This is a genomic window from Ottowia sp., assembly GCF_047601385.1.
Classification (GTDB): domain Bacteria; phylum Pseudomonadota; class Gammaproteobacteria; order Burkholderiales; family Burkholderiaceae_C; genus Ottowia.
Genome location: NZ_JASGJP010000001.1, coordinates 321,130 through 342,119 on the forward strand (window position 1 = coordinate 321,130; position 20,990 = coordinate 342,119).

The following is a 20,990-nucleotide window of genomic DNA, read 5'->3' on the forward strand; positions in this document are numbered from 1 at the left end:
TGGACGGGCGCTGGAGCCCTATTTCATATAAATTTCTAAACTTCCTGGAATTGAAGCCATGAGTGCCATCGTAGACATCGTCGGCCGCGAAGTGCTGGACAGCCGCGGCAACCCCACCGTCGAGTGCGACGTGCTGCTGGAATCCGGCGTGATGGGCCGCGCCGCCGTGCCCAGCGGCGCCTCCACCGGCTCGCGCGAGGCCATCGAGCTGCGCGACGGCGACAAGAAACGCTACGGCGGCAAGGGCGTGCTGAAAGCCGTCGAGCACATCAACACCGAGATCAGCGAGGCCGTGCTGGGCCTGGACGCCTCCGAGCAGGCCTTCCTCGACAAGACCCTGATCGACCTGGACGGCACCGACAACAAGAGCCGCCTGGGCGCCAACGCCATGCTCGCCGTCTCGATGGCGGTGGCGCGCGCCGCGGCCGAGGAATCGGGCCTGCCGCTGTACCGCTACTTCGGCGGCATGAACGGCTGCCAGCTGCCGGTGCCGATGATGAACGTCATCAACGGCGGCGCGCACGCCAACAACAGCCTCGACTTGCAGGAGTTCATGATCGTCCCCGTCGGCGCGCCCTCTTTCCGCGAGGCGCTGCGCTGGGGCGCCGAGGTGTTCCACGCGCTGAAGAAGATCATCGACGGCAAAGGCATGAGCACCGCCGTGGGCGACGAAGGCGGCTTCGCGCCCAGCGTGGAGAACCACGAGGCGGCGATCCAGCTCATCCTCGAAGCCATCACCGCCGCCGGCTACACACCGGGCCCGGACATCGTGCTGGCGCTGGACTGCGCCGCCAGCGAGTTCCACAAGGACGGCCACTACGTGCTGGAGGGCGAAGGCGGCCTGAATCTCTCCGCCCAGCAGTGGACCGACATGCTGGCCGCCTGGGCCGACAAATACCCCATCATCAGCATCGAGGACGGCATGGCCGAGGGCGACTGGGACGGCTGGAAGCTGCTGACCGACAAGCTCGGCGGCAAGGTGCAGCTGGTGGGCGACGACCTGTTCGTCACCAACACCAAGATTCTGAAAGAGGGTATCGACAAAGGCGTCGCCAACTCGATCCTCATCAAGATCAACCAGATCGGCACCCTGACCGAGACCTTCCAGGCCATCGAGATGGCCAAGCGCGCCGGCTACACCGCCGTCATCAGCCACCGCTCGGGCGAGACGGAAGACTCGACCATTGCCGACATCGCCGTCGGCACCAACGCCGGCCAGATCAAGACCGGCTCGCTCAGCCGCTCCGACCGCATGGCCAAGTACAACCAGTTGCTGCGCATCGAGGAAGACCTGGGCGACATGGCGCAGTACCCCGGCCGCGCGGCGTTTTACAACCTGCGCTGAGTTCTATTAAACTTATAGCATCCTCACACCGCGCCGCCAGCTTTTGGACATGACTTCCCGCGTCGTCCCAGCCGTCCTCATCGTGCTGCTGGTGGTGATCCACGCCCAGTTGTGGGTGGGACGCGGCAGCCTGCCCAACGTGACCGGGCTGCAGCGCAAGCTCGAAGCCCAGCAGGCCGCCAACGCCAAGGCCAAGCTGGCCAACGACCAACTGGCCTCCGAGGTCGAGGATCTGAGAGCCGGCCTCGGCACCGTGGAAGAAAAGGCCAGGCTGGAGCTGGGCATGGTGAAACCGAACGAAATCTTCGTGCAGGTTTCGCCGCAGTGACTCAGTAGTCGGGCTGCCAATCCACCGTGATGCGGCGCCCTGCCAGGTCCACCTGGTCCACGTAGGCATCGACGAAGGGAATCAGGCGCTCGCGCGGCTGGCCGGCCTCCTCGTAGCCCACCACCAGTACCTGCTGCGGGCCGGTGGCCATGAGGTCGGTCACCTGGCCCAGCGCCGCGCCATCGCGGTTGACCACGGCCAGGCCGATCAGGTCCACCCAGTAGAATTCGCCCTCGGCCGGCGTCGGGAAGGACGAGCGCGGCACGAAGATGCGCGCACCCTTCAGCGCCTCGGCCGCGTCGCGGCCGTCGATGTCGTGTACGCTGGCAACGAGGGCATCCGAGTGTTCGCGCGCCTCTTTGACGCGCAGCCGCACCGCGCCCTCGAAGGGCGACTTCGGCCCGCGCTCGGCCGGCAGCAGGAACCAGCGCCTGGATGAAAAAAGCGCCTCCGGGGAGGCGCTGTAGGGCAGGATGCGCAGCCAGCCCTTGATGCCCCAGGCGCCCTGCACGCGGCCGACCTCGACCGCGTCCGCCGGCAGCTCGGCCGGCTCCAGCCCGGGGGTCATGGCAGCGTCAGGCCGTGGCGGGCGCGGCCTTGGCGGCCTGGTTCACCAGGCGCTCGACCGTGGGCGAGGCTTGCGCGCCGACGCTCTTCCAGTAGGTCAGGCGGTCCTGGGCGATGCGCAGGCCCTCCTCGCCGCCCTTGGCGCCGGGGTTGTAGAAGCCGATGCGCTCGATGAAGCGGCCATCGCGGCGCACGCGCTTGTCGGCGACGACGATGTTGTAGAACGGGCGGGCCTTGGCGCCGCCGCGCGAGAGACGAATAACGACCATGTTGATGGATCCTGGGTGGTGGTTGGCGCCCAATCCAATAAAAAGGCGCCAGATTCTTCCGATGCTGAGACACGCGACATGGCCACCCGGCCAGCGACACATCGAAAAGCCTATGATTATAGCCCGATGAAAAACAAGACCGTGGCCACCTGGCTCACCTTCCTCGGCGGGCCGCTCGGCCTGCACCGCTTCTACCTGCGCGGCTTCGGCGACCTGCCGGGCTGGCTGCTGCCGATCCCGACCGCGCTGGGCCTGTACGGCGTGGAGCGCGTGCAGCAGTTCGGCCAGGACGACCTCTGGAGCTGGCTGCTGATCCCGCTGCTGGGCTTCACCATCGCCGCCTGCGCGCTGACGGCCATCGTCTACGGCCTGATGGCGCCCGAGAAGTGGAACGCCCGCTTCAACGCCCAGGCCGCCCCCGAGGCGCCGCCCGGCCAGACCAACTGGCTGACGGTGGTCGGCGTCGCCGTCTCGCTGCTGGTGGGCACGGCCGTGCTGATGGCCTCGCTGGCATTCAGCTTCCAGCGCTACTTCGAGTACCAGATCGAGGAGGCGCGCAAGATTTCGCAATGAAATCGGCCGCCAGCGCCCGCCAAATAAGCGCTGGCAGCTATCAAATCAGTAGAGAGACAGGCTGACCCAGTACGCCAGCGCCGCCACGAAGGCGCTGGCCGGGATGGTCAGCACCCACGCCCACACGATGTTGCCCGCCACGCCCCAGCGCACGGCCGCCGCGCGCTGCGTGGAGCCGACGCCGACGATGGCGCCGGTGATGGTGTGCGTGGTGGAGACGGGGATGCCCAGCGCGGTGGCGATGAACAGCGTCAGCGCCCCGCCCGTCTCGGCGCAGAAGCCGCCCACGGGCTTGAGCTTGGTGATCTTCTGCCCCATGGTCTTGACGATGCGCCAGCCGCCGAACATGGTGCCCGCCGCGATCGCCACGTAACAGCCGACGATGGACCACAGCGGAGGCGCGGCGTCGCCGGCGGCGCTGTGGCCGGTGGCGATCAGCAGCATCCAGATGATGCCGATAGTCTTCTGCGCGTCGTTGCCGCCGTGGCCCAGGCTGTAGGCGCCGGCCGAGACCAGTTGCAGCCGGCGGAACCATTTGTCCACCTGGCCGGGCCGCGTGCGGCGGAACAGCCAGGCCACCGCCACCATCATCAACGAGCCGAACAGGAAGCCCAGCAGCGGCGAGATGAAGATGAAGGCCACCGTCTTGAGCACGCCGCCGGCCACCAGCACGCCGGCGCCGGACTTGGCCATCACCGCGCCGACGATGCCGCCGATCAGCGCGTGCGACGAGCTGGACGGGATGCCGTAGTACCAGGTGATCAGGTTCCAGGTGATGGCGCCCACCAGGGCGCCGAACACCACGTGCGTGTCCACCACGCCCGGCTGCACGATGCCCTTGCCCACCGTGGCGGCCACGCTCAGATGAAAGATGAAGATGGCGATGAAGTTGAAGAAGGCCGCGAACACCACGGCATGCGTGGGCTTGAGCACGCCGGTGGAGACGACGGTGGCGATCGAGTTGGCGGCGTCGTGAAAGCCGTTCATGAAGTCGAACACCAGCGCCAGCGCGACCAGCACCACGACGACCCACAGGGCGGTTTGGGCAACTTCCATCTATGCCCCGCTCAGGAGTTTTCCAGAACGATGCCTTCGATCTGGTTGGCCACGTCCTCGCACTTGTCGGTGACGGTCTCCAGCAGTTCGTAGATGGCCTTGAGCTTGATCAGCTCGCGCACGTCGGGCTCCTCGCGGAACAGCTTGCTCATGGCGCTGCGCATCACGCGGTCGGCGTCGGATTCGAGGCGGTCGATTTCCTCGCAGGTCTTCAGCGTGGCCTCGGCCGTGGTCTGCTCGGCGATCTTGCCCAGCAGGCGCACGGCGGCCTGCACGCGCTGGCAGCACTTCACGCACAGGTCGGTCAGGCGCACGATCTCGTCGGTCATGTGGCGCACGTCGTACAGCGCCATGGTCTCGGCCGAGTCCTGCAGCAGGTCGGCCACGTCGTCCATCAGGTTGATCAGGCCGTGGATCTGCTCGCGGTCGATCGGGGTGATGAAGGTGGTGTGGATCAGGCGGTTGACCTCGTGCGTCACGCGGTCGGCGGCGCGCTCGGCGTTGTCCACCTCCTGGTTGTACTTGGCGCGCAGGTGTACGTCGCCGTAGTTGGCCACGAGCTGCTGGAACGCGTGCGCCGCCTCGACGATGCGGTCGGCGTGCTGGTTGAACAGCTCGAAAAAATTGCCCTCCTTGGGCAACAGCTTGCTGAAAAGCATCGGTGAGGGCTCCTGCGGCGGCCGCGCGGTTTCATGCACACAGCCGTTGAATGACAGTGCCCCGAGTTTAACCACCCGACTTCAGCCACCGCGGAAAATGAAGTACACCGCGCCCACCATGCACAGCGCGGCCCACAGGTAGTCCAGCTTGAAGGGCTCCTTGAGGTAGAGCATGGCGAACGGCACGAACACCGCCAGCGTGATGACCTCCTGGATGATCTTGAGCTGCCCGACGCTGAATTGCTGGTGGCCGATGCGGTTGGCCGGCACCTGCAAGAGGTACTCGAACAGCGCGATGCCCCAGCTGATGAGCGCCGCCACGTACCACGGCGCCGCCGCCAGGCTGCGCAGGTGCCCGTACCAGGCGAAGGTCATGAACACGTTGCTGGCGATGAGCAGCAGCACGGTCTGCATGGGGATGGGCAGCGAGGTCAGGGTGGACATGGGAGCCTTCCTACTATCTTAGTAATAGCTGCCGGCGCTTGACTGGCGGGCGCTGGAGCCACTTTTTTCTTATGAATCATCCAGCGGCAGGCGCCGGATGGCCTGCTCCGCCACGGCCAGCAAGGCATCGGCGCTCACCAGGTGCGGCGCGATCTCGGCCAGCGGGCGCAGCACGAAGGCGCGCGCCGCCATGCGCGGGTGCGGCAGCGTGAGGCGCGGGCTGTCGATGCGGCCGTCGCCGTAGCGCAGCAGGTCCAGGTCCAGCGTGCGCGGCGCGTGGGGGTACGGGCGCCGGCGGCCGGCGGCGTCTTCCAGCTGCCGCAGGGCGGCCAGCAGCGCGGGCGCGGTCAGGCGGGTGGAGAGCGCCGCCACGGCGTTGACGAAGTCCGGCCCGGCGGCATCGACCGGCGCGCTGCGCCACAGGCTGGACTGCGCCAGCAGGCGCGTGTCCGGCAGCCAGGCCAGATCACGCAGCGCCTGCCGCACGGTGGCCCGCGCGTCGCCCAGATTGGCGCCCAGCGCCACGTAGGCGGTGACGGGCTCGCGCGCCGCGGTCATGAAGGATGGCTACTCGCCCGCATCCGGCGCGCCGCCCCCGGCGCCGGAGGGCTTGCGGCGGCGCCGGCGGCGCTTCCTGGCGGGCGCGGCGGTGTCATCGCCGTCCGCCGTTGCCTCGGGGGCCGGCGCGCCGGCCTCGCCCTCCTTCGGCACGCGGTGCACGCGCGGCGCGGGCTTCTTGCCGCGCTGCGCCTCGGCGCGCAGCTGCTCGACCATGCTCTCGCGCGCGCCGCCGTCGGCCAGGCTGAACTGCTGCCACCAGTCGGCCAGCTCCTCGCCGACCTCGCCCACGTCGGCGCGCAGGCGCAGGAAGTCGAAGCCGGCGCGAAAGCGCGGCTGCTCGGCCAGGCTGAAGGGCGTGGTGCCCACGCGCTTGTCGAAGCGCGGCTGCATCATCCAGATCTCGCGCATGTCGGCGCCGAGTTTGCCGCGGCCGGAGACGTCGCCGATGCGGGCGTTGAACACTTCGTCGATGGCGTCCTGCAGCGCGGGGAACGGGTGCTCCTTGCGCGCCAGCCGCGCCTGCCAGCCATCGCGCACGTCCTGCCACAGCACGCAGGCCAGCAGGAACGAGGGCGCCACCGGCTTGCCCTCGCCCACGCGGCGGTCGGTGTCGGCCAGGGCGGCCTTGACGAAGGGCAGCTCGGCGCGCTCGACCACCAGGTCCAGCAGCGGGTAGATGCCGCGCGCCAGGCCGAGCTTCTTGAGCTGCTCGACGCTCGCCAGCGCGTGGCCGGTTTGCAGCAGCTTGAGCATCTCGTCGAACAGGCGGCTCTGCGGCACGTCGGCCAGCAGGGCCTTGGCCTCGACGAGGGGCTTGGCGGTCCTGGGCTCCAGCTTGAAGCCCAGGGCCGCCAGCTTGGCCGCGAAGCGCACGGCACGGATGATGCGCACCGGATCCTCGCGGTAGCGCGTGGCGGCGTCGCCGATCATGCGCAGCAGCTTCTTCTGCGCGTCGGGGATGCCGCCGTGGTAGTCCACCACCACGCGCGTCTCCGGGTCGTAGTACATGGCGTTGACGGTGAAGTCGCGCCGCGCGGCGTCTTCGTCCTGCGGGCCCCAGACGTTGTCGCGCAGCACGCGGCCGCTGGCGTCGACGGCGTGCTTCATGCCGGCCAGCTCGCTCCTGCTGGTGCGCTCGTTGCCGCTGACGGCCTCGGCGGCGGCGTTGTCCATGTGGGCGCGGAAGGTGGAGACCTCGATCACCTCGTGCTCGCGCCCGCGCCCGAACACCACGTGCACGATGCGGAAGCGCCGCCCGATGATGAAGGCGCGCCGGAACAGCGCCTTGACCTGCTCGGGCGTGGCGTTGGTCGCCACGTCGAAGTCCTTGGGCTTGAGGCCCAGCAGCAGGTCGCGCACGGCGCCGCCGACGATGTACGCCTCGTACCCCGCTTCTTTCAGCGTGCGCACCACGTTGGCGGCGCGCTCGTCCACCAGCGCGGGGTTGATGCCGTGGCCCTGGGGGCCGACTTCCACGCGCTTGCCGAAGCGGCCGCGCTTGCCGCCGGCCTTGCCGATGAGCTTGTCGATGAATTGCTTGATCATGGGGATGCCTTTGAAATATTGCCCCCACGCTCCCCCGCTTCGCGTGGTGCGCTGCCCCCCGAGGGGGCTTTTTCATCTTGGGGCGGCCCGGCGATGAAAAGATCCAGCACGGCCCAGCCGCGCTCCTGGGCGACGGCGCGCAGCCGGTCGTCGGGGTTGGTGGCCACCGGGTGCTGGACTTTTTCCAGCAGCGGCAGGTCGTTGGGCGAGTCGGAATAGAAGGTGATCTCCACGTCGCCCCATCCGCGCCCGCGCGCGGCCAGCCACTCGGCCACGCGCGCCACCTTGCCTTCGCGGTACGAGGGGGTGCCGGCGATCTCGCCGGTGATCCAGCCGCCGGGGCCGCGCGCCAGGTTCACCGCGATCAGCTCGCCGATGCCGAAGCTGGCGGCGATCGGGCGGGTGACGAACTCGTTGGTGGCGGTGACGACGATGAGCTGGTCGCCCGCCTGGCGGTGCCGCTCGACCAGCGCGCGCGCCTCGGGCCGGATGGCGGGCGCCACCACCTCGCGCATGAAGCGCGCGTGCGCCTCGGCCGCCGCGCCGGCGCCGCGCCGGCGGATCGCCTCGGTGGTGAAGCGGATGTAGTCGCGGATGTCCAGCGTGCCGGCCTGGTACTGGGCGTAGAAGGCATCGTTGCGGCGCTTGAACTCATCCGCGTCGGTCCAGCCGATGCGGGTGGTGAACTCGCCCCAGGCATGGTCCGAATCGATCGGGATCAGCGTGTGGTCGAGGTCGAACAGGGCGAGTTTCACAATAAAATTGGCCTCCAGCGCCCGCCAGTCAAGCGCGAACAGCTATTCATTTTCTAGCATCGATTTGATCAGCGGGATGGTGATGGCGCGCTGCGTCTGCAAGGCGTAGCGGTCCAGGTGGTCCAGCAGCTGCATCAGGCTGCCCAAATCGCGCGAGAAGCGTGCCAGCACGTAGCCCATCACCTCGTCGGACAGGAACACGCCGCGCGCGTCGGCCGCCTGGCGCAGCACGGCGCGCATCTCGGGCTCGGGCAGCGCGTGCAGCTCGAACACGTGGCCCCAGGCCAGGCGGGTGCGCAGATCCTCGCGCACCGGCAGGTCGGCCGGCGGCAGGCTGCCTGCGGCCAGCACCGCGCGTGGCCGGCCGCTGGCCGGCGCCACGGCGTTGACGAACCAGTTGAACGCGGTGTGCTGCTGCTCGGCGCCGTAGAGGTGCACGTCGTCCATCAGCACGGCGTCCCAGGCATCGCTCCAGGCGGCGCGCGGGGGCGTGGCGGCGTCCAGCCAGCCGACCGTGGCGCCCCGTGCCCGCAGCGCCTGGCGGGCGGCGCGCAGCAGGTGCGTCTTGCCCGTGCCCGGCGGCCCCCACAGGTAGGTGGGCACCGGCGCGCGGCCGGCGCTTTCGGCCCACAGGCGCACGTGCTGCGCCGCCTGCGCGTTGCGTCCGGCCAGGAAGCCGGCCAGCGTGGGCTCGGGCGCCAGGCCGATGTCGAGCGCGATCTGCTTCATCTGGCGGGCGGCGGACACGGGAAGTTGGGGGGCATGGGAGCCTGCAAAAGGCGTGGGCGCTATGAAAGTTGCACCAGCACAGCGCCTAGAATCAAGAGTCCGATTTTAAGCGCCGCCGCCCCAGCCCATGAGTTCCCCCTCTTCCCCGGCCCCCCTGAGCTACAAAGACGCCGGCGTCGACATCGACGCCGGCGACGCGCTGGTCGAGCGCATCAAGCCGCTCGCCAAGAAGACCATGCGCGAAGGCGTGCTGGCCGGCATCGGCGGCTTCGGCGCGCTGTTCGAGGTGCCCAGGCGCTACCAGGAGCCGGTGCTGGTGAGCGGCACCGACGGCGTGGGCACCAAGCTGAAGCTGGCCTTCGAGTGGGGCCTGCACGACACCGTGGGCATCGACCTGGTGGCCATGAGCGTGAACGACGTGCTGGTGCAGGGCGCCGAGCCGCTGTTCTTCCTGGACTACTTCGCCTGCGGCAGGCTGCACGTGGACACCGCCGCCGCCGTGGTGGGCGGCATCGCCAGGGGCTGCGAGCTGGCCGGCTGCGCGCTGATCGGCGGCGAGACGGCCGAGATGCCCGGCATGTACCCCGACGGCGAATACGACCTGGCGGGCTTTGCCGTCGGCGCGGTCGAGAAGTCGAAGATCCTCACCGGGCAGGGCGTGGCCGAGGGCGACGTGGTGCTGGGCCTGGCGTCGAGCGGCGTGCACAGCAACGGCTTCAGCCTGGTGCGCAAGTGCATCGAGCGCGCGGGCGCCGATCTGCCCCAGACACTGGACGGCCAGCCCTTCCGCCAGGCCGTGATGGCGCCCACGCGCATCTACGTGAAGAACGTGCTGGCAGCGCTGCAACAACATCCGATCAAGGCCCTGGCCCACATCACCGGCGGCGGCCTGCTGGAGAACATCCCGCGCGTGCTGCCCGAGGCGCTGGCCGCGCACCTGAACAAGGGCAGCTGGCCGCAGAGCGCGCTGTTCGCCTGGCTGCAAGCGACCGCCGGCATCGACGACCGCGAGATGAACCGCACCTTCAACAACGGCATCGGCATGGTGGTGGTGATCGCCGCCGGGCAGGCCGGCGCCTGCGCCGCCACGCTGCGCGCGGCCGGCGAGCAGGTGTTCGAGATCGGCCGCATCGCCCCGCGCGCCGGCGGCCCGGCCGTGACCGTGGCGTGATGAAAACCTCGTCATTCCCGCGCAGGCGGGAATGACGGATATGCAGCCGTCATCGTGAACACGCCCGAAGCTCCCCGCCCGAAGATCGCCGCGCTGGCCAGCTACGCGCTGATCGGCGCCGCGCTGCTGCTGATCATGTGGCAGGGCCTGTTGCCCGGCCTGCTGTGCGCGTGCCTGGGCTTTCTGGCCACGCGCTGGCTCAGTCCCCGGCTGGGGCCGCTGCTGCGCGCCCGGGACGGCCTGGCGCCCCGGCTGTCCGCCGCCGTGGTGGCGCTGCTGCCGCTGGTGCTGATCGCGCTGGCGCTGCCGCACACGCGCGGCCTGATCGTCGACGCGCCCGGCCAGTACCGCGAGCTGCTGGCCTTCATGGCCCGGACCATGCTGGAGCTGCGCGACCGGCTGCCGCCCGACATCGCCGCCCAGCTGCCCGACGGCGCGCAGGAGGTGCAGCGCGTCATCGCCGCCTACCTGGCCAGCAAGGCCGGCGCGCTGGCGCTCACGGGCCGCGCCTGGCTCACCGGCCTGCTGTTCGCCTACGTCGGCCTGCTGATCGGCGCGCTGGCGGCGGCGCGGCCCAGCGCGCGCCAGCTCAAGCCGCTGGCCGCCGCGCTGCACCTGCGGCTGCACCGCTTCGGCGAGACCTTCCGCCAGATCGTGGTGGCGCAGTTCTTCATCGCGCTGTTCAACACCTTCCTGACCGCCGTGTTCCTGCTGGTGGTGCTGCCGCTGTGGGACAGCCGCCTGCCCTACACCATGGCGCTGATCCTGCTGACCTTCGTCGCCGGGCTGATCCCCATCGTCGGCAACCTGATCTGCAACGGCGTGCTCACCCTGGTGGGCCTGTCGGTGTCGCCCCTGGTGGCGCTGGCCTGCCTGGCGTTCCTGATCGGCATCCACAAGGCCGAATACTTCATCAACGCCAAGGTGGTCGGCGCCCGCACCCACATGAGCGTGTGGGAGCTGCTGAGCGTGATGTTCGTGATGGAGGCCGTGTTCGGCCCCGCCGGGCTGGTGGCGGCGCCGCTGTTCTACGCCTACGCCAAGAAGGAATTGCAGGCGTCCGGCTGGGTGTGAGCGGCTGGCTCTTCCGGCAGGACAACCACCTGCGGCGCGCCTGGCGCGACGCCGGCGGGCGCGAGCCGCCCGGCCGGCTGTGTGCGCCGCAAGGCAGAATTCCAGATACTCACAGGGAGTAACAGGTATCCAGCGCTTGATTGGCGAGCGCTGGCGGCTTCATATATGGGGAGTATTACCTCACCCCAGCGCCGCCAGCTGCCGCGTGACCGCGTCGCGGTCGTTCGCCTCGCCCGCTTCGAGCAGGTACAGCGCCAGGTCCTGGCGCGCGCGGGCGGTGTCACCCAGCCGCGCCAGCGCCAGGCCGCGGTCGCGGTACTCGGCCCAGGCGCGCGGCAGCAGCACGATCAGGCGGTCCTGCACGGCGACGAAGCGCGGCCAGTCCTGCTGCGTGCGGTGGATGTCCTGCAGGTTGCGCAGCATGCGCGCCAGGATCTGGCGCGGGCCGGCGGGCCGCAGGTAGAGCGCCAGCGGCGCCGGGCTGTCCGGCGCGAACGCCAGGCCGGGATGCATCTCCTCGATGCGCCCCTGCAACTCGCCCCGGCTGAGCGACTGGCCGGTGAACGGGTCCAGCACCACCTGCCCCTCGCCGAGGTCGACCTGCACCAGGAAGTGGCCGGGGAAGCCCACGCCCGCGGCGCGCAGCCCTAAGCCCTGGGCCAGCTCCAGCCACAGCACCGCCAGCGAGATCGGGATGCCCCGGCGCGTGCGCAGCACCGCGTGCAGGTAGCTGTTGTCGGGGTTGTAGTAGTCGTTGACGTTGCCGCCGAAGCCCAGGTCGCCAAAGAAGAACTGGCCCAGCGCGCGCAGCCGCTCCAGCGGGCCGTCGGCGCCGGCCACGCGGCGCTTCAGGCGCGCGGCCAGGTGGTCCACGTCGCCCAGCACGTGCTGCACGTCCAGCTCGGGGTATTCGTCCTGCGCCAGGCTGGCGGCGGCCTCCAGCAGCGGCAGGTGCTCGTCGCTCTGCACCAGCGCGGCGAAGTAGCGCAGCGGCGTGGGGGCGGAAAGGTCGAGCTTCATGGGCCTGGGTTGTACGCTCGGCGCGCCGCCTTCGTCAACGGCGCAGCAGGCGCCGCAGCTTCAGGCCCGAGGCCGCCAGCGCGCCGAAGTAGATCGCCGCCGCGCCCGCCATGACGGCCGCCAGCAGCCCGGCGCGCGGCAGCGCGGGCGTGCCCAGCCAGTCGAAGCGCGCGGCCGCCCAGGCCAGGAACGCGCCCATCAGCAGCGTGGCGGCCAGCACCTGCGCGCCGAACACGCCCCAGCCGGCCTGCGGGCGGAAGCTGCCGCGCCGGATCAGCCCCGCCAGCAGCCACAGCGCGTTGATGAGCGCGCCCAGCGCGATCGACAGCGTCAGCGCCGCGTGCTGGAGCCAGGGCACGAAGACGGCGTTGAACACCTGGGTGATGACCAGCACCGCGATGGCGATCTTCACCGGCGTGCGGATGTCCAGGCTGGCGTAGTAGCCCGGCGCCAGCACCTTGACGGCCACCAGCCCGACCAGCCCCACCCCGTACAGCGCCAGCGCCAGCGCGGTGCGCTGCACGTCGCCCACGCCGAAGCGGCCGTGGTGGAACAGCGTGGAAATCAGCGGCACGGCGAACACCAGCAGCGCCGCCGCGCAGGGCAGCGCCAGCAGCACCACCAGCCGCAGGCCCCAGTCCAGCATCTGCGAATAGCGCGCCTCGTCGCCGCTGGCACGCGCGGCCGCGAGCTGCGGCGTCAGCACCACGCCCAGGGCGACGCCGAGCAGCGCGGTGGGGAACTCCATCAGCCGGTCGGCGTACCACACCCAGGTCACGCTGCCGGCCGCCAGGTGCGAGGCGATCTGCGTGTTGATCAGCAGCGACAGCTGCGCCACCCCCACGCCCAGCAGCGCCGGCAGCATCAGCCCCAGCACCTGCCGCACGCCGGCGTCGGCCCAGGCCGCGCGCAGGCGCCGCCAGGCAAGGCCGATGCGCGGCAGCAGCCCCATGCGGCGCAGCACGGGCACCTGCACGGCCAGTTGCAGCACGCCGCCCAGCATCACGCCGCCGGCCATGGCGTAGATCGGCTCCAGCCCCAAGCGCCCGAACCACGGCGCGCCCCACCAGGCGGCGGCGATCATCGCCAGGTTCAGCAGCACCGGCGTGGCCGCCGGCAGCGCGAAGTGCCGCCAGGTGTTCAGGATGCCGGCCGAGAACGCCACCAGCGACATGCAGGCGATGTAGGGGAACATCCAGCGCGTCATCAGCACCGCGGCGTCGAAGCTGCGCGCATCCAGCCCGCTGGCCAGCGCCCAGACCAGCACCGGCGCGCCCGCCACGCCGACGATGCAGGTCAGCACCAGCGCCCAGGCGAGCGCGGTGCCGACGGCGTCGATCAGGCGCTTGGTCGCCTCCTCGCCGTCGCGCGCCTTGGCCGTGGCCAGCACCGGCACGAAGGCCTGGCTGAACGCGCCCTCGCCGAACAGCCGCCGCAGCAGGTTGGGGATGCGGAACGCCACGTTGAAGGCGTCCGTCAGTCCGCTAACGCCGAAGGCCGAGGCCATGAGCAAATCGCGCACCAGGCCGGTCACGCGCGAGGCCAGGGTCAGCAGCGAGACGGTGGAGGCGGCTTTGAAGAGGCTCACGATTGGGGCGCAAGTGTAGTCGCCCTGCTCCTTCTGGCTGGGCAGCGTAGTAGAATCGCGGGTTCTGCCGACAACATCCTCAAACCCCAAAGGAACACATTCATGGCTGCTGGAAAGCCCAAAAAGAAGAACCCGCGCCTGGCGTCGGGCCGCAAGCGCGTCCGCCAGGACGTCAAGCTCAACGCCGCGAACACCTCGCTGCGCTCCAAGTACCGCACGGCGGTGAAGAACGTCGAGAAGGCGGTCCTCGCCGGCGACAAGGACAAGGCCAGGAGCGCCTTCGCCCTGATGCAGTCGGTGGTGGACACCGTCGCCGACAAGGGCATCTTCCACAAGAACAAGGCCGCGCGCGACAAGAGCCGCCTGTCGGCCAAGGTCAAGGGTCTGGCCCAGGCCGCGGCCTGATCCCCATCACCCACCCGCCCGGAAGGGTCTGCGCAAGACCCTCCGCCGTTTGATTCGGGTGCGCTGCCGGCAGAAACGAAAAAAACCGCCTTCGGGCGGTTTTTTTCATCTCCGAGCCGCCCCAGGATGAAAAGCCCCCTCAGGGGGCAGCGGACCGCGCGCAGCGGGGGAGCGTGAGGCCATGCCTCATGCGCGGATCGACGCAAGGGCGCCTATTTTTCCTATTTTTTCCTGCCGCGAGGCCGCGCTTCCGAAGCCAGGGCCGGAGGCCGGCTGCTGCCATGCTGCTGCGCGCGCGCCAGGCTGTCCTGGAAGCTGTCGCGCAGGCATTGCGCGAAGCGCTCGGGGTCGGGCACCAGTTCGCGGCAGGCGGTGGGGGAAATGTTCACGAGACCCTCGTACCGCGTGACCGCGAACGCCAGCCCCATGCCGTCGCGCACCGGCAGGATCGCCGAGGTGTAGCTCATGTGCGCGCCGCAGAGGTACTGCGTCCGTTCGGGCGCGGGAATGAAGCGGATGACGCAGTGCGTGGACACCTCTCCCGGCATCTGCCCGCCCATCAGCGCCGGACGGATGGCCTGCGGCACCGCCTCGCGGTATTTCGTGGCGCTGGAAGCCACGGCGACCAGGGCCTCGCCCGGGTCCTCCACATCCGTCGCGAGCGGGCGCGGCCGCCAGGAGGCCGGGCCGCGCTTGCCCGAGCTGCCCTCGGGCTTGCCCGGGTGCCAGGTCATCGCGTTCAGGGTCGCGTTCGCGGGCAATTCGCCCTGCTCGATCAGGTAGCGGCGCAAGGCCCCGCCGCAGACGGCGATCACGGCGTCCTCCAGCGTCGCGCCGGGCACCGACGCGGCGATCTGTTCGAACTCTCCGATGGCGAAGCGCCGCGTCTCGAACACGCGGTAGGGCGAGACCACCGAGTTGAAGCGCGTCATCGGCTGCACCTCGGCCAGGCCGCCGCCGGCCAGGATGCGCGCGGCCGGCAGCATGCGCTGCGCGACCCAGGGCAGTTGCCACGGCGTCAAGGCCGAACGCCACATGCCGCGCTGCAGCAGCGCCAGCGGGCCGGGGGCCGAGTCGGCGAACCACGACGGCGGCGGCGGCGCCGCAGCGGGCTTGGCCTGGGGATCGCAGAGCCCTTCGGTCAGCTTGGCCAGGTCGGACATTTCGAGCACGGCCAGGTGGGTCTTGATCAGCACCGCGAAGCTGCCGGGGGGCAGGTCCAGGAAGCTGTCCAGCCCCTCGATCACGTACAGCTCCCACAGCGGGCGGTCCATGTCCAGCGCGCGCGCGTGCAGGCGCGACGTCTGGATGCAGAACTGCCGCCAGTCGCCCGGCTTGGGCAGGGCGATGTGGCGCACGTGGTGCTCCAGGTCGAACATGTCGTCGTCCACCCAGTAGGGGCGGTCGATCCCCAGCGGCACGCGCTGCAGGCGCTGGCGGGCCCGGGGCCACCGGTGCAGCCGGTTCTCGATCTGGGCCAGGATGCTCTTGAAGCGCACCACGCCGCCGGGCGCGCTGCGCTGGTCGTGGATCTGGATCAGGCTGACGTTGGCGTTGGCGTGGGTGCTGTCGGACAGCAGATGGCCGGCGGCGCGGTCGTCCAGCTGCTCCAGCGTGTCGAATTCTTGCCGGGTCACGTTGCGATCTGCTTTCATGAAATTCAGTCAGGAGAGGATGGTCCGCGGGTCAGCCGTCTTGCGTTGGTTCAGCCGACAGCCAGGCAACAACCGCCAATGGTAGGTGATTCAAGCCCACGGGGGCGGTCGGGCTGCCACGGAGGCGACTCGCCCCAGGACCGCCGGCGGCCGCGCTGGCAGGCGATGCGGGCGGCACCGCCCCTCTCAGCCAGCGGCCACGCCACCGCTGCCGGCCCCGGCATGAACGCGGGATCGCTCTTTTGACGAAAGCGGCCGGCATCGCCCGGCAGGAAGTCACCGGCAGCTGTTCTTTTGAGGGCTATCGCCGATGGCCGCGCGGTGCGCACGGCGGCCGCTCAAACCTTCAGCTTGATCTTCTTCTCCACCCTGGCGCCGGCCCTCTCCTCGCGCTTGCGGCGGTTGAACACCTGCCGCATGTAGCGGATGTCGGTCGCCGATAGATGCTTCTGCGCGGCGACGAACTGCTCCTGCTCCTCCTCGCGGATGTGGTGCAGGTACTCCTCGCGCAGCTTGGCGAAGCGACGCAGCCAGCCGCTGGATGCCATGTCGCGCGCGGCCAGGTCGGCCAGCATCTCGTCCATCTCGTGGTGTTCGGCCACCGCGTGGCGCGCGTCTTCGGTGGTGGGCGGATCGCGCAGCACGGTGGACCACAGGGCCTGCTCCTCGGCGGCGGCGTGGCCCTTGATCTCGCGCACCAGTTCATCGAACAGGCGCTCGCGCTCGGGCGACTTGCCCTCGGTGGCGGCGATCATGGCCAGCAGCGCACGGTGGCGGTCGTGGTCCTCGACCAGGCGGCCGAAGATGTCGGGGTTTCCGCGAAACCGCGTGGCCGGCGTGGCGCCGATGCGCGCGGGCAGATCGGGCGCCACCGCCCTGGCCTTGGCGATGGCGGCGGATTTGGCCTGGCGGGCCGGGGTGGCGCGGCCGTGGACGGCACGGGGTTGGTGGGCGGTCTTCATCGTGGTCTCCTTCCTCGGTTGGGGCAACCCAGGCCGGCCTGCGCGCCTGCGCTCGCGCGGGAGGTCGCGCGACGGGTTGTGGAGGCGCCAGCTTAGGCCCGCTGCGCTGCGGCGCGCGACCGCCGCTCGTCGCATCCGGTGCAGGACGGCGGCGCTGTCGGGCGCGAGCCGGCTCCTACAATCCCGCGCATGCCGCAGCCGCCCGCCGCCCAGACCCGGCTCCACCAGGTCCACCACGTCACGCATCCGCTGGTGCAGCACAAGCTCACGCTGATGCGCGACAAGGAGGTCGGCAGCACCGGCTTCCGCACCCTGCTGGGCGAGCTGGCGATGCTGATGGCCTACGAGGTCACGCGCGACATGCCGGTGCGGATGGTGGAGATCGAAACGCCGCTGGAGCGCATGCACAGCCCCGTGATCGACGGCAAGAAGCTGGTCTTCGCCAGCATCCTGCGCGCCGGCAACGGCATGCTCGACGGCCTGCTGCGCGTGGTGCCCAACGCCCGCGTGGGCCACGTCGGCCTGTACCGCGACCCCGACACGCTGGAGGCCGTGGAGTACTACTTCAAGATGCCCACCGGCATGGCCGAGCGCGACGTGATCGCCGTGGACCCGATGCTGGCCACCGGCCACTCGGCGGTGGCGGCCATCGACAAGCTGAAGTCGCTGGCGCCGCGCTCCCTCAGGTTCCTGTGCCTGCTGGCCGCGCCCGAGGGCATCCGCACCCTGCACGCCGCGCACCCCGACGTGCCGATCCACACCGCCGCCATCGACCGCTCGCTGAACGAGCACGGCTACATCCTGCCCGGCCTGGGCGACGCGGGCGACCGCATCTTCGGCACCCGGTAGGCGCGCGCCCGGCCCTCTTTCCTACGCCACCGTCGGACAACGCCTACGGCGATGCCGCCGCGCGGCTGACGCGGCGGCATCGCCGTGCTGCCAAGAATTGCCTGGACGGCGCCCGCCAAGCCCGGACGGCGCCACGGACGAGAAAGGAAAGCACCGATGCCCTCCCCGTTTGCCGCATCACCCGCGCGCCCGGCCGCGTGGGCCGCCCTGGCGGCCACGCTGGCCCTGGCCGCCTGCTCCAGCACCCCGCCGCCGCGCGAGGAAATGGCGGTGGCCAAGACCACCGTGGACCGCGCCACCACCGCGCCCGACACCGCCGCCGCCGCGCCGCTCGAGTTGCAGTCCGCGCGCGACAAGCTCTCGCGCGCCGAGCGCGCCATGGCCGACAAGGACTACACCCAGGCCCGCCGCCTGGCCGAGGAGGCCCAGGCCGATGCCCGCCTGGCCGAGGCCAAGGCGCAGGCCACGCGCAGCGAGCAGGCCGTGCAGGAGCTGCAAGGCTCGGTCCGCGCGCTGAACGAAGAACTGCAGCGCCGCGCGCCCCAGAAGTGAACGCCCTGCCCTGCATCGACACGGAGTCCCCCATGACCGAACGAACCCCCTTCATGACCCGAACCCGCGCCGGCGGCGCCCTCGCGCTGGCCGCCGTCCTGGCCCTGGCCGCCTGCGGCACGCGCGGCCCGCTGACCGCGCTGGAAGAAGCCCGCGCGCAGGTCAACGGCACCGCCGCCAACCCCGACGTGGCGCGCCGCGCGCCGCTGGAGCTGAAGTCCGCCACCGACACCCTCGCCCGCGCCGACCGCGTGTGGCGCGAGGACGGCGACGAGGCCGAGGCCCGCCACCTGGCCTACCTGGCGCGCCAGCGCGCCGAGACCGCGTCGTCGCTGTCCCGGGCGCGCGCCGCCGACGACCAGATGAAGGACGCCAGCGCCCAGGCCGACCGCCTGCGGCTGGACGCGCGCACCCGCGAGGCCGAAGCCGCCCGCAGCCAGGCCGAGACCGCCCGTGGCGAGGCGCGCGCGGCCCAGGCCCAGGCGGGCGCCGCGCAGGCGCAGGCCCAGCAGGCCAACGCCCGCGCCGCCGCGCTGGAGGCGCAGCTCAAGGAGTTGCAGGCGCAGCAGACCGAGCGCGGCCTGCTGGTGACGCTGGGCGACGTGCTGTTCGAGTTCGGCAAGGCGCAGCTGCTGCCCACCGCCGGCCCGCGCCTCGATCAGCTGGCCGACTTCCTGAAGCAGTACCCGGACCGCAAGCTGCTGATCGAGGGCCATACCGATTCGGTGGGCTCCGCGTCGGCCAACCAGACGCTGTCCGAGCGCCGCGCCCAGGCGGTGCAGCAGGCGCTGACGATGCGCGGCGTGGACCCGGGGCGCATCACGGCGCGCGGCTACGGCAAGGCGTTCCCGGTCGCCGGCAACGGCACGCCCGAGGGCCGCGCGCTGAACCGCCGGGTGGAAGTGGTGATCGCCGACGACAAGGGCACGCTGCGCTCCCGGGGAGGCTGATTGCTACCCTATCGATAGCTACCAGCGCTTGGTGGACGGGCGCTGGCGGCTCTTTTCGTTCATGATCGCTCAGCGCTTCAGCACCTCGCGCAGCGACTCGTACAGCCGGTCCGAGCCGTGCCGCGGGTTGGCCGGGTCCAGCGCGAACGGGTTGGGCGCCGCCGCCTTCGCCTCGCCGTGCGAAGCCTGGTGCGGGTGCAGGAAGAACGACAGCGTGCGCGCGCCGTGCGCGCGGTGGCCCTCCAGCACGCGGTCCAGCTGGTCCGCATCCAGCGCGCGCAGCGGGTGGAACTCGGTCACGCTGTAGCCGGGCTGGCGCGAGCGCGCCAGCCAGTCGAAGAAGGCGCCGCCCTCGGCCGCCTCGCCGTACAGGTTGATGCCCAGCGCCACGTGGCCGAACGGCAGCAGCGACTGCCCGGCCGCGAAGCGGCTGGCGTCCCAGCCCGCGCCTTCGGCCGGGGCGATCTGCTGCGTGCGGTGCGGCGCGGCGGCCAGGCAGGTGTTGTCCAGCAGCGCGTCGAAGTGGGCGATGTAGTCCACCACCTGCTGCTCGCGGAATTGGTGCCACAGCGGCACCAGCGGGTTGTGGAACACGGCCAGGCCGTCGGCGGGCGCGTCGATCCAGAACGCCACGCCCTCGCCCGACGCGGCCATGGGTGGCAGCGGCTGGCGCAGGGGCAGCGGCGCGGGCGTGCTCTGCTGGCGGTCCATGGCGGCGAAGCGGCGCGTGCCCAGGTGCGCCAGCGCGCCGCCCGGGCGCTCCAGCGCGATGTCGATGCGGTGCACGCCGGCGGGCAGGCCGGCGTGGCGCAGGTCGAAGCGCCAGCCGACGTGGTCGGTGCCCAGCTCGGGCCGCGCCTGGCCCACGTCCTGCCGCGCGTGGCGCGCGGGCACGCGGCCGGCCAGCTCGCCGTCGAGGTAGATGCGCACCCAGGGCGCGTCGCCCGGCGCGCGCGCGGTGTCGTGCGCCCAGCCGCCCACGGCCAGGGTGCCGGCGGCCTCGGCGTCGATGTGCTGCCAGAAGTGGTCGAGCCGCTCGCGCCGGATGTCCTTCGAGGGCGGCTCGATCTGGTCGAACGACGCGAAGGGCGAGCCCAGCACCGCGTTCAGCGCCGCGATGCGGCCGAAGCGGCGCTTGAGCCAGGCGCGGAAGCCTTCGCGCGAGGCGGGCGAGTAGTCCGTCACCACGTAGGGCTTGCCATAGCCCATGCCGGCCTCGAAGTCGGGGTAGAGGTGGTGCACCTCGCCCAGCAGGTTGATGCCGGCGATGCGCGCGCGCGCGGCGGCGGGCAGCGCGCAGAGGGCATCGGCCACGGCGCCGATGGCCTGCTCGCGCCGGCGGGTGATGGGGTTGTCGAAGCGGGCGATGCTCCAGGGGTACATCGCCGCGTCCAGGTAGCGGTCCACCGGCAGCGGGCCTTGCGGCGTGGCGGCCAGGTTGGCCGGGTCCCGCGCCAGCACGGGCTCGATCGGCGCGTGCTCGGAGAAGTGCGTGGAGAACAGGTACAGCACCACCGGCCTGTCCACGTCCTGCACGGTGCGGGCGATGCGGCGCACCGCCTCGTCGTCGATCGCCCAGTCGGCGCCCTGCGGCTCGAACAGGTTGAGCAGCGGCACCACCAGGGTGTAGCCCAATTCGAAGCGGCCGTCGGAGCTGCGGCGCGGGCCGAGCGCGTCGAGCGCGGCCTCGATGCGGGCGGCGGCCGAGCCCCGCGGGCCGGCGCAGGCGGCCTCCAGCGGCGCGGCGGGCGCGGCCATCTCCAGGCAGTCGCCGAGGCCGCCGATGGCCGGCACCAGCAGCAGCGGCTGCTGCTGGCCGCGCCACAGCCACGCCGAAAAACCGAGCAGCAGCGCCAGCAGGACCAGCGCCATCGCCCCGCACACCGCATCGACGCCGCGCCCGGCGCGTGGTTCCCCGTTCATCGCAGTCCTT

At 70.9% G+C, this 20,990-nt stretch carries 23 protein-coding genes; 9 read left to right on the forward strand and 14 right to left on the reverse strand.

Features of this window, described 5'->3' with window-relative positions:
- Nucleotides 1–58: 58 nt before the first annotated feature.
- Both eno and QM772_RS01515 read left to right on the forward strand, forming a co-directional pair.
- Nucleotides 59–1,345: a phosphopyruvate hydratase gene (eno, locus tag QM772_RS01510; RefSeq protein WP_415133466.1), complete on the forward strand. Its 1,287-nt coding sequence runs from the start codon at nt 59–61 to the stop codon at nt 1,343–1,345.
- A 49-nt stretch (nt 1,346–1,394) separates the two neighbouring features.
- Nucleotides 1,395–1,673, forward strand: a complete 279-nt coding sequence (locus tag QM772_RS01515; RefSeq protein ID WP_415133468.1) for a septum formation initiator family protein — start codon at nt 1,395–1,397, stop codon at nt 1,671–1,673.
- A 1-nt stretch (nt 1,674) separates the two neighbouring features.
- Here the strand turns inward: QM772_RS01515 and rimM are convergent, their stop codons facing one another.
- Both rimM and rpsP read right to left on the reverse strand, forming a co-directional pair.
- Nucleotides 1,675–2,241 carry a ribosome maturation factor RimM gene (gene rimM / locus QM772_RS01520; protein WP_415133470.1) on the reverse strand — a complete coding sequence of 189 codons (567 nt, stop codon included), beginning with the start codon at nt 2,239–2,241 and terminating at the stop codon, nt 1,675–1,677.
- Between the two features lie 7 nt (nt 2,242–2,248).
- Nucleotides 2,249–2,509: a 30S ribosomal protein S16 gene (gene rpsP / locus QM772_RS01525; protein WP_415133472.1), complete on the reverse strand. Its 261-nt coding sequence runs from the start codon at nt 2,507–2,509 to the stop codon at nt 2,249–2,251.
- Between the two features lie 126 nt (nt 2,510–2,635).
- Between rpsP and QM772_RS01530 the strand changes: the two genes are divergently transcribed.
- Nucleotides 2,636–3,082, forward strand: a complete 447-nt coding sequence (locus QM772_RS01530) for a hypothetical protein (RefSeq protein ID WP_415133474.1) — start codon at nt 2,636–2,638, stop codon at nt 3,080–3,082.
- Between the two features lie 45 nt (nt 3,083–3,127).
- Here the strand turns inward: QM772_RS01530 and QM772_RS01535 are convergent, their stop codons facing one another.
- The 7 genes from QM772_RS01535 to hda all read right to left on the reverse strand — a co-directional run bounded on the left by QM772_RS01535 (nt 3,128) and on the right by hda (nt 8,831).
- On the reverse strand, nt 3,128–4,138 hold the full coding sequence (locus QM772_RS01535) for an inorganic phosphate transporter (RefSeq protein ID WP_415133476.1): 1,011 nt from the start codon (nt 4,136–4,138) through the stop codon (nt 3,128–3,130).
- A gap of 11 nt (nt 4,139–4,149) precedes the next feature.
- Nucleotides 4,150–4,797: a DUF47 domain-containing protein gene (locus tag QM772_RS01540; RefSeq protein ID WP_415133478.1), complete on the reverse strand. Its 648-nt coding sequence runs from the start codon at nt 4,795–4,797 to the stop codon at nt 4,150–4,152.
- Nucleotides 4,798–4,878: 81 nt separating this feature from the next.
- Nucleotides 4,879–5,241 (reverse strand): DMT family protein, encoded by a 363-nt coding sequence (locus tag QM772_RS01545; protein WP_415133480.1) that lies wholly within the window; start codon nt 5,239–5,241, stop codon nt 4,879–4,881.
- A 69-nt stretch (nt 5,242–5,310) separates the two neighbouring features.
- Nucleotides 5,311–5,799: a 2-amino-4-hydroxy-6-hydroxymethyldihydropteridine diphosphokinase gene (gene folK / locus QM772_RS01550; protein ID WP_415133482.1), complete on the reverse strand. Its 489-nt coding sequence runs from the start codon at nt 5,797–5,799 to the stop codon at nt 5,311–5,313.
- Between the two features lie 9 nt (nt 5,800–5,808).
- Nucleotides 5,809–7,347 (reverse strand): polynucleotide adenylyltransferase PcnB, encoded by a 1,539-nt coding sequence (gene pcnB / locus QM772_RS01555; protein WP_415133484.1) that lies wholly within the window; start codon nt 7,345–7,347, stop codon nt 5,809–5,811.
- Nucleotides 7,344–8,102: an HAD family hydrolase gene (locus QM772_RS01560; RefSeq protein WP_415133486.1), complete on the reverse strand. Its 759-nt coding sequence runs from the start codon at nt 8,100–8,102 to the stop codon at nt 7,344–7,346. The genes pcnB and QM772_RS01560 overlap by 4 nt, the downstream gene beginning before the upstream one ends.
- Before the next feature lie 42 nt (nt 8,103–8,144).
- The gene (gene hda, locus QM772_RS01565) at nt 8,145–8,831 is read right to left on the reverse strand and encodes a DnaA regulatory inactivator Hda (protein WP_415139416.1); all 687 of its coding nucleotides are present in this window, start codon (nt 8,829–8,831) and stop codon (nt 8,145–8,147) included.
- A gap of 127 nt (nt 8,832–8,958) precedes the next feature.
- Here hda and purM point away from each other — a divergent pair, with 127 nt between their 5' ends.
- Complete coding sequence (gene purM / locus QM772_RS01570) at nt 8,959–10,002, forward strand: phosphoribosylformylglycinamidine cyclo-ligase (protein WP_415133488.1); 1,044 nt, start codon at nt 8,959–8,961, stop codon at nt 10,000–10,002.
- A gap of 54 nt (nt 10,003–10,056) precedes the next feature.
- Nucleotides 10,057–11,076, forward strand: coding sequence for an AI-2E family transporter (locus tag QM772_RS01575; protein WP_415133490.1), 1,020 nt, complete (start codon nt 10,057–10,059; stop codon nt 11,074–11,076).
- Nucleotides 11,077–11,256: 180 nt separating this feature from the next.
- Here the strand turns inward: QM772_RS01575 and QM772_RS01580 are convergent, their stop codons facing one another.
- Both QM772_RS01580 and murJ read right to left on the reverse strand, forming a co-directional pair.
- Nucleotides 11,257–12,096: a SirB1 family protein gene (locus QM772_RS01580; RefSeq protein WP_415133492.1), complete on the reverse strand. Its 840-nt coding sequence runs from the start codon at nt 12,094–12,096 to the stop codon at nt 11,257–11,259.
- Between the two features lie 34 nt (nt 12,097–12,130).
- Entirely contained in the window at nt 12,131–13,684 is a 1,554-nt protein-coding gene (gene murJ, locus QM772_RS01585; protein WP_415133494.1) for a murein biosynthesis integral membrane protein MurJ, read from the reverse strand.
- 102 nt (nt 13,685–13,786) lie between these two features.
- On the opposite strand from murJ, the gene rpsT reads away from it, so the two are divergent.
- Complete coding sequence (rpsT, locus tag QM772_RS01590; RefSeq protein ID WP_415133496.1) at nt 13,787–14,089, forward strand: 30S ribosomal protein S20; 303 nt, start codon at nt 13,787–13,789, stop codon at nt 14,087–14,089.
- 221 nt (nt 14,090–14,310) lie between these two features.
- On the opposite strand, the gene QM772_RS01595 is transcribed toward rpsT, so the two are convergent.
- Nucleotides 14,311–15,726 carry a wax ester/triacylglycerol synthase domain-containing protein gene (locus tag QM772_RS01595; protein ID WP_415133498.1) on the reverse strand — a complete coding sequence of 472 codons (1,416 nt, stop codon included), beginning with the start codon at nt 15,724–15,726 and terminating at the stop codon, nt 14,311–14,313.
- A gap of 356 nt (nt 15,727–16,082) precedes the next feature.
- Nucleotides 16,083–16,706 carry a hemerythrin domain-containing protein gene (locus QM772_RS01600; RefSeq protein ID WP_415133500.1) on the reverse strand — a complete coding sequence of 208 codons (624 nt, stop codon included), beginning with the start codon at nt 16,704–16,706 and terminating at the stop codon, nt 16,083–16,085.
- A 189-nt stretch (nt 16,707–16,895) separates the two neighbouring features.
- Here QM772_RS01600 and upp point away from each other — a divergent pair, with 189 nt between their 5' ends.
- The 3 genes from upp (at nt 16,896) to QM772_RS01615 (ending at nt 19,057) form a co-directional block, all read left to right on the forward strand.
- The gene (upp, locus tag QM772_RS01605; RefSeq protein WP_415133502.1) at nt 16,896–17,555 is read left to right on the forward strand and encodes a uracil phosphoribosyltransferase; all 660 of its coding nucleotides are present in this window, start codon (nt 16,896–16,898) and stop codon (nt 17,553–17,555) included.
- A 156-nt stretch (nt 17,556–17,711) separates the two neighbouring features.
- The gene (locus tag QM772_RS01610; protein WP_415133504.1) at nt 17,712–18,107 is read left to right on the forward strand and encodes a DUF4398 domain-containing protein; all 396 of its coding nucleotides are present in this window, start codon (nt 17,712–17,714) and stop codon (nt 18,105–18,107) included.
- Between the two features lie 32 nt (nt 18,108–18,139).
- Complete coding sequence (locus QM772_RS01615) at nt 18,140–19,057, forward strand: OmpA family protein (protein ID WP_415133506.1); 918 nt, start codon at nt 18,140–18,142, stop codon at nt 19,055–19,057.
- 69 nt (nt 19,058–19,126) lie between these two features.
- Here the strand turns inward: QM772_RS01615 and QM772_RS01620 are convergent, their stop codons facing one another.
- The gene (locus tag QM772_RS01620; RefSeq protein WP_415133508.1) at nt 19,127–20,980 is read right to left on the reverse strand and encodes a beta-galactosidase; all 1,854 of its coding nucleotides are present in this window, start codon (nt 20,978–20,980) and stop codon (nt 19,127–19,129) included.
- Between the last annotated feature and the right edge of the window lie 10 nt (nt 20,981–20,990).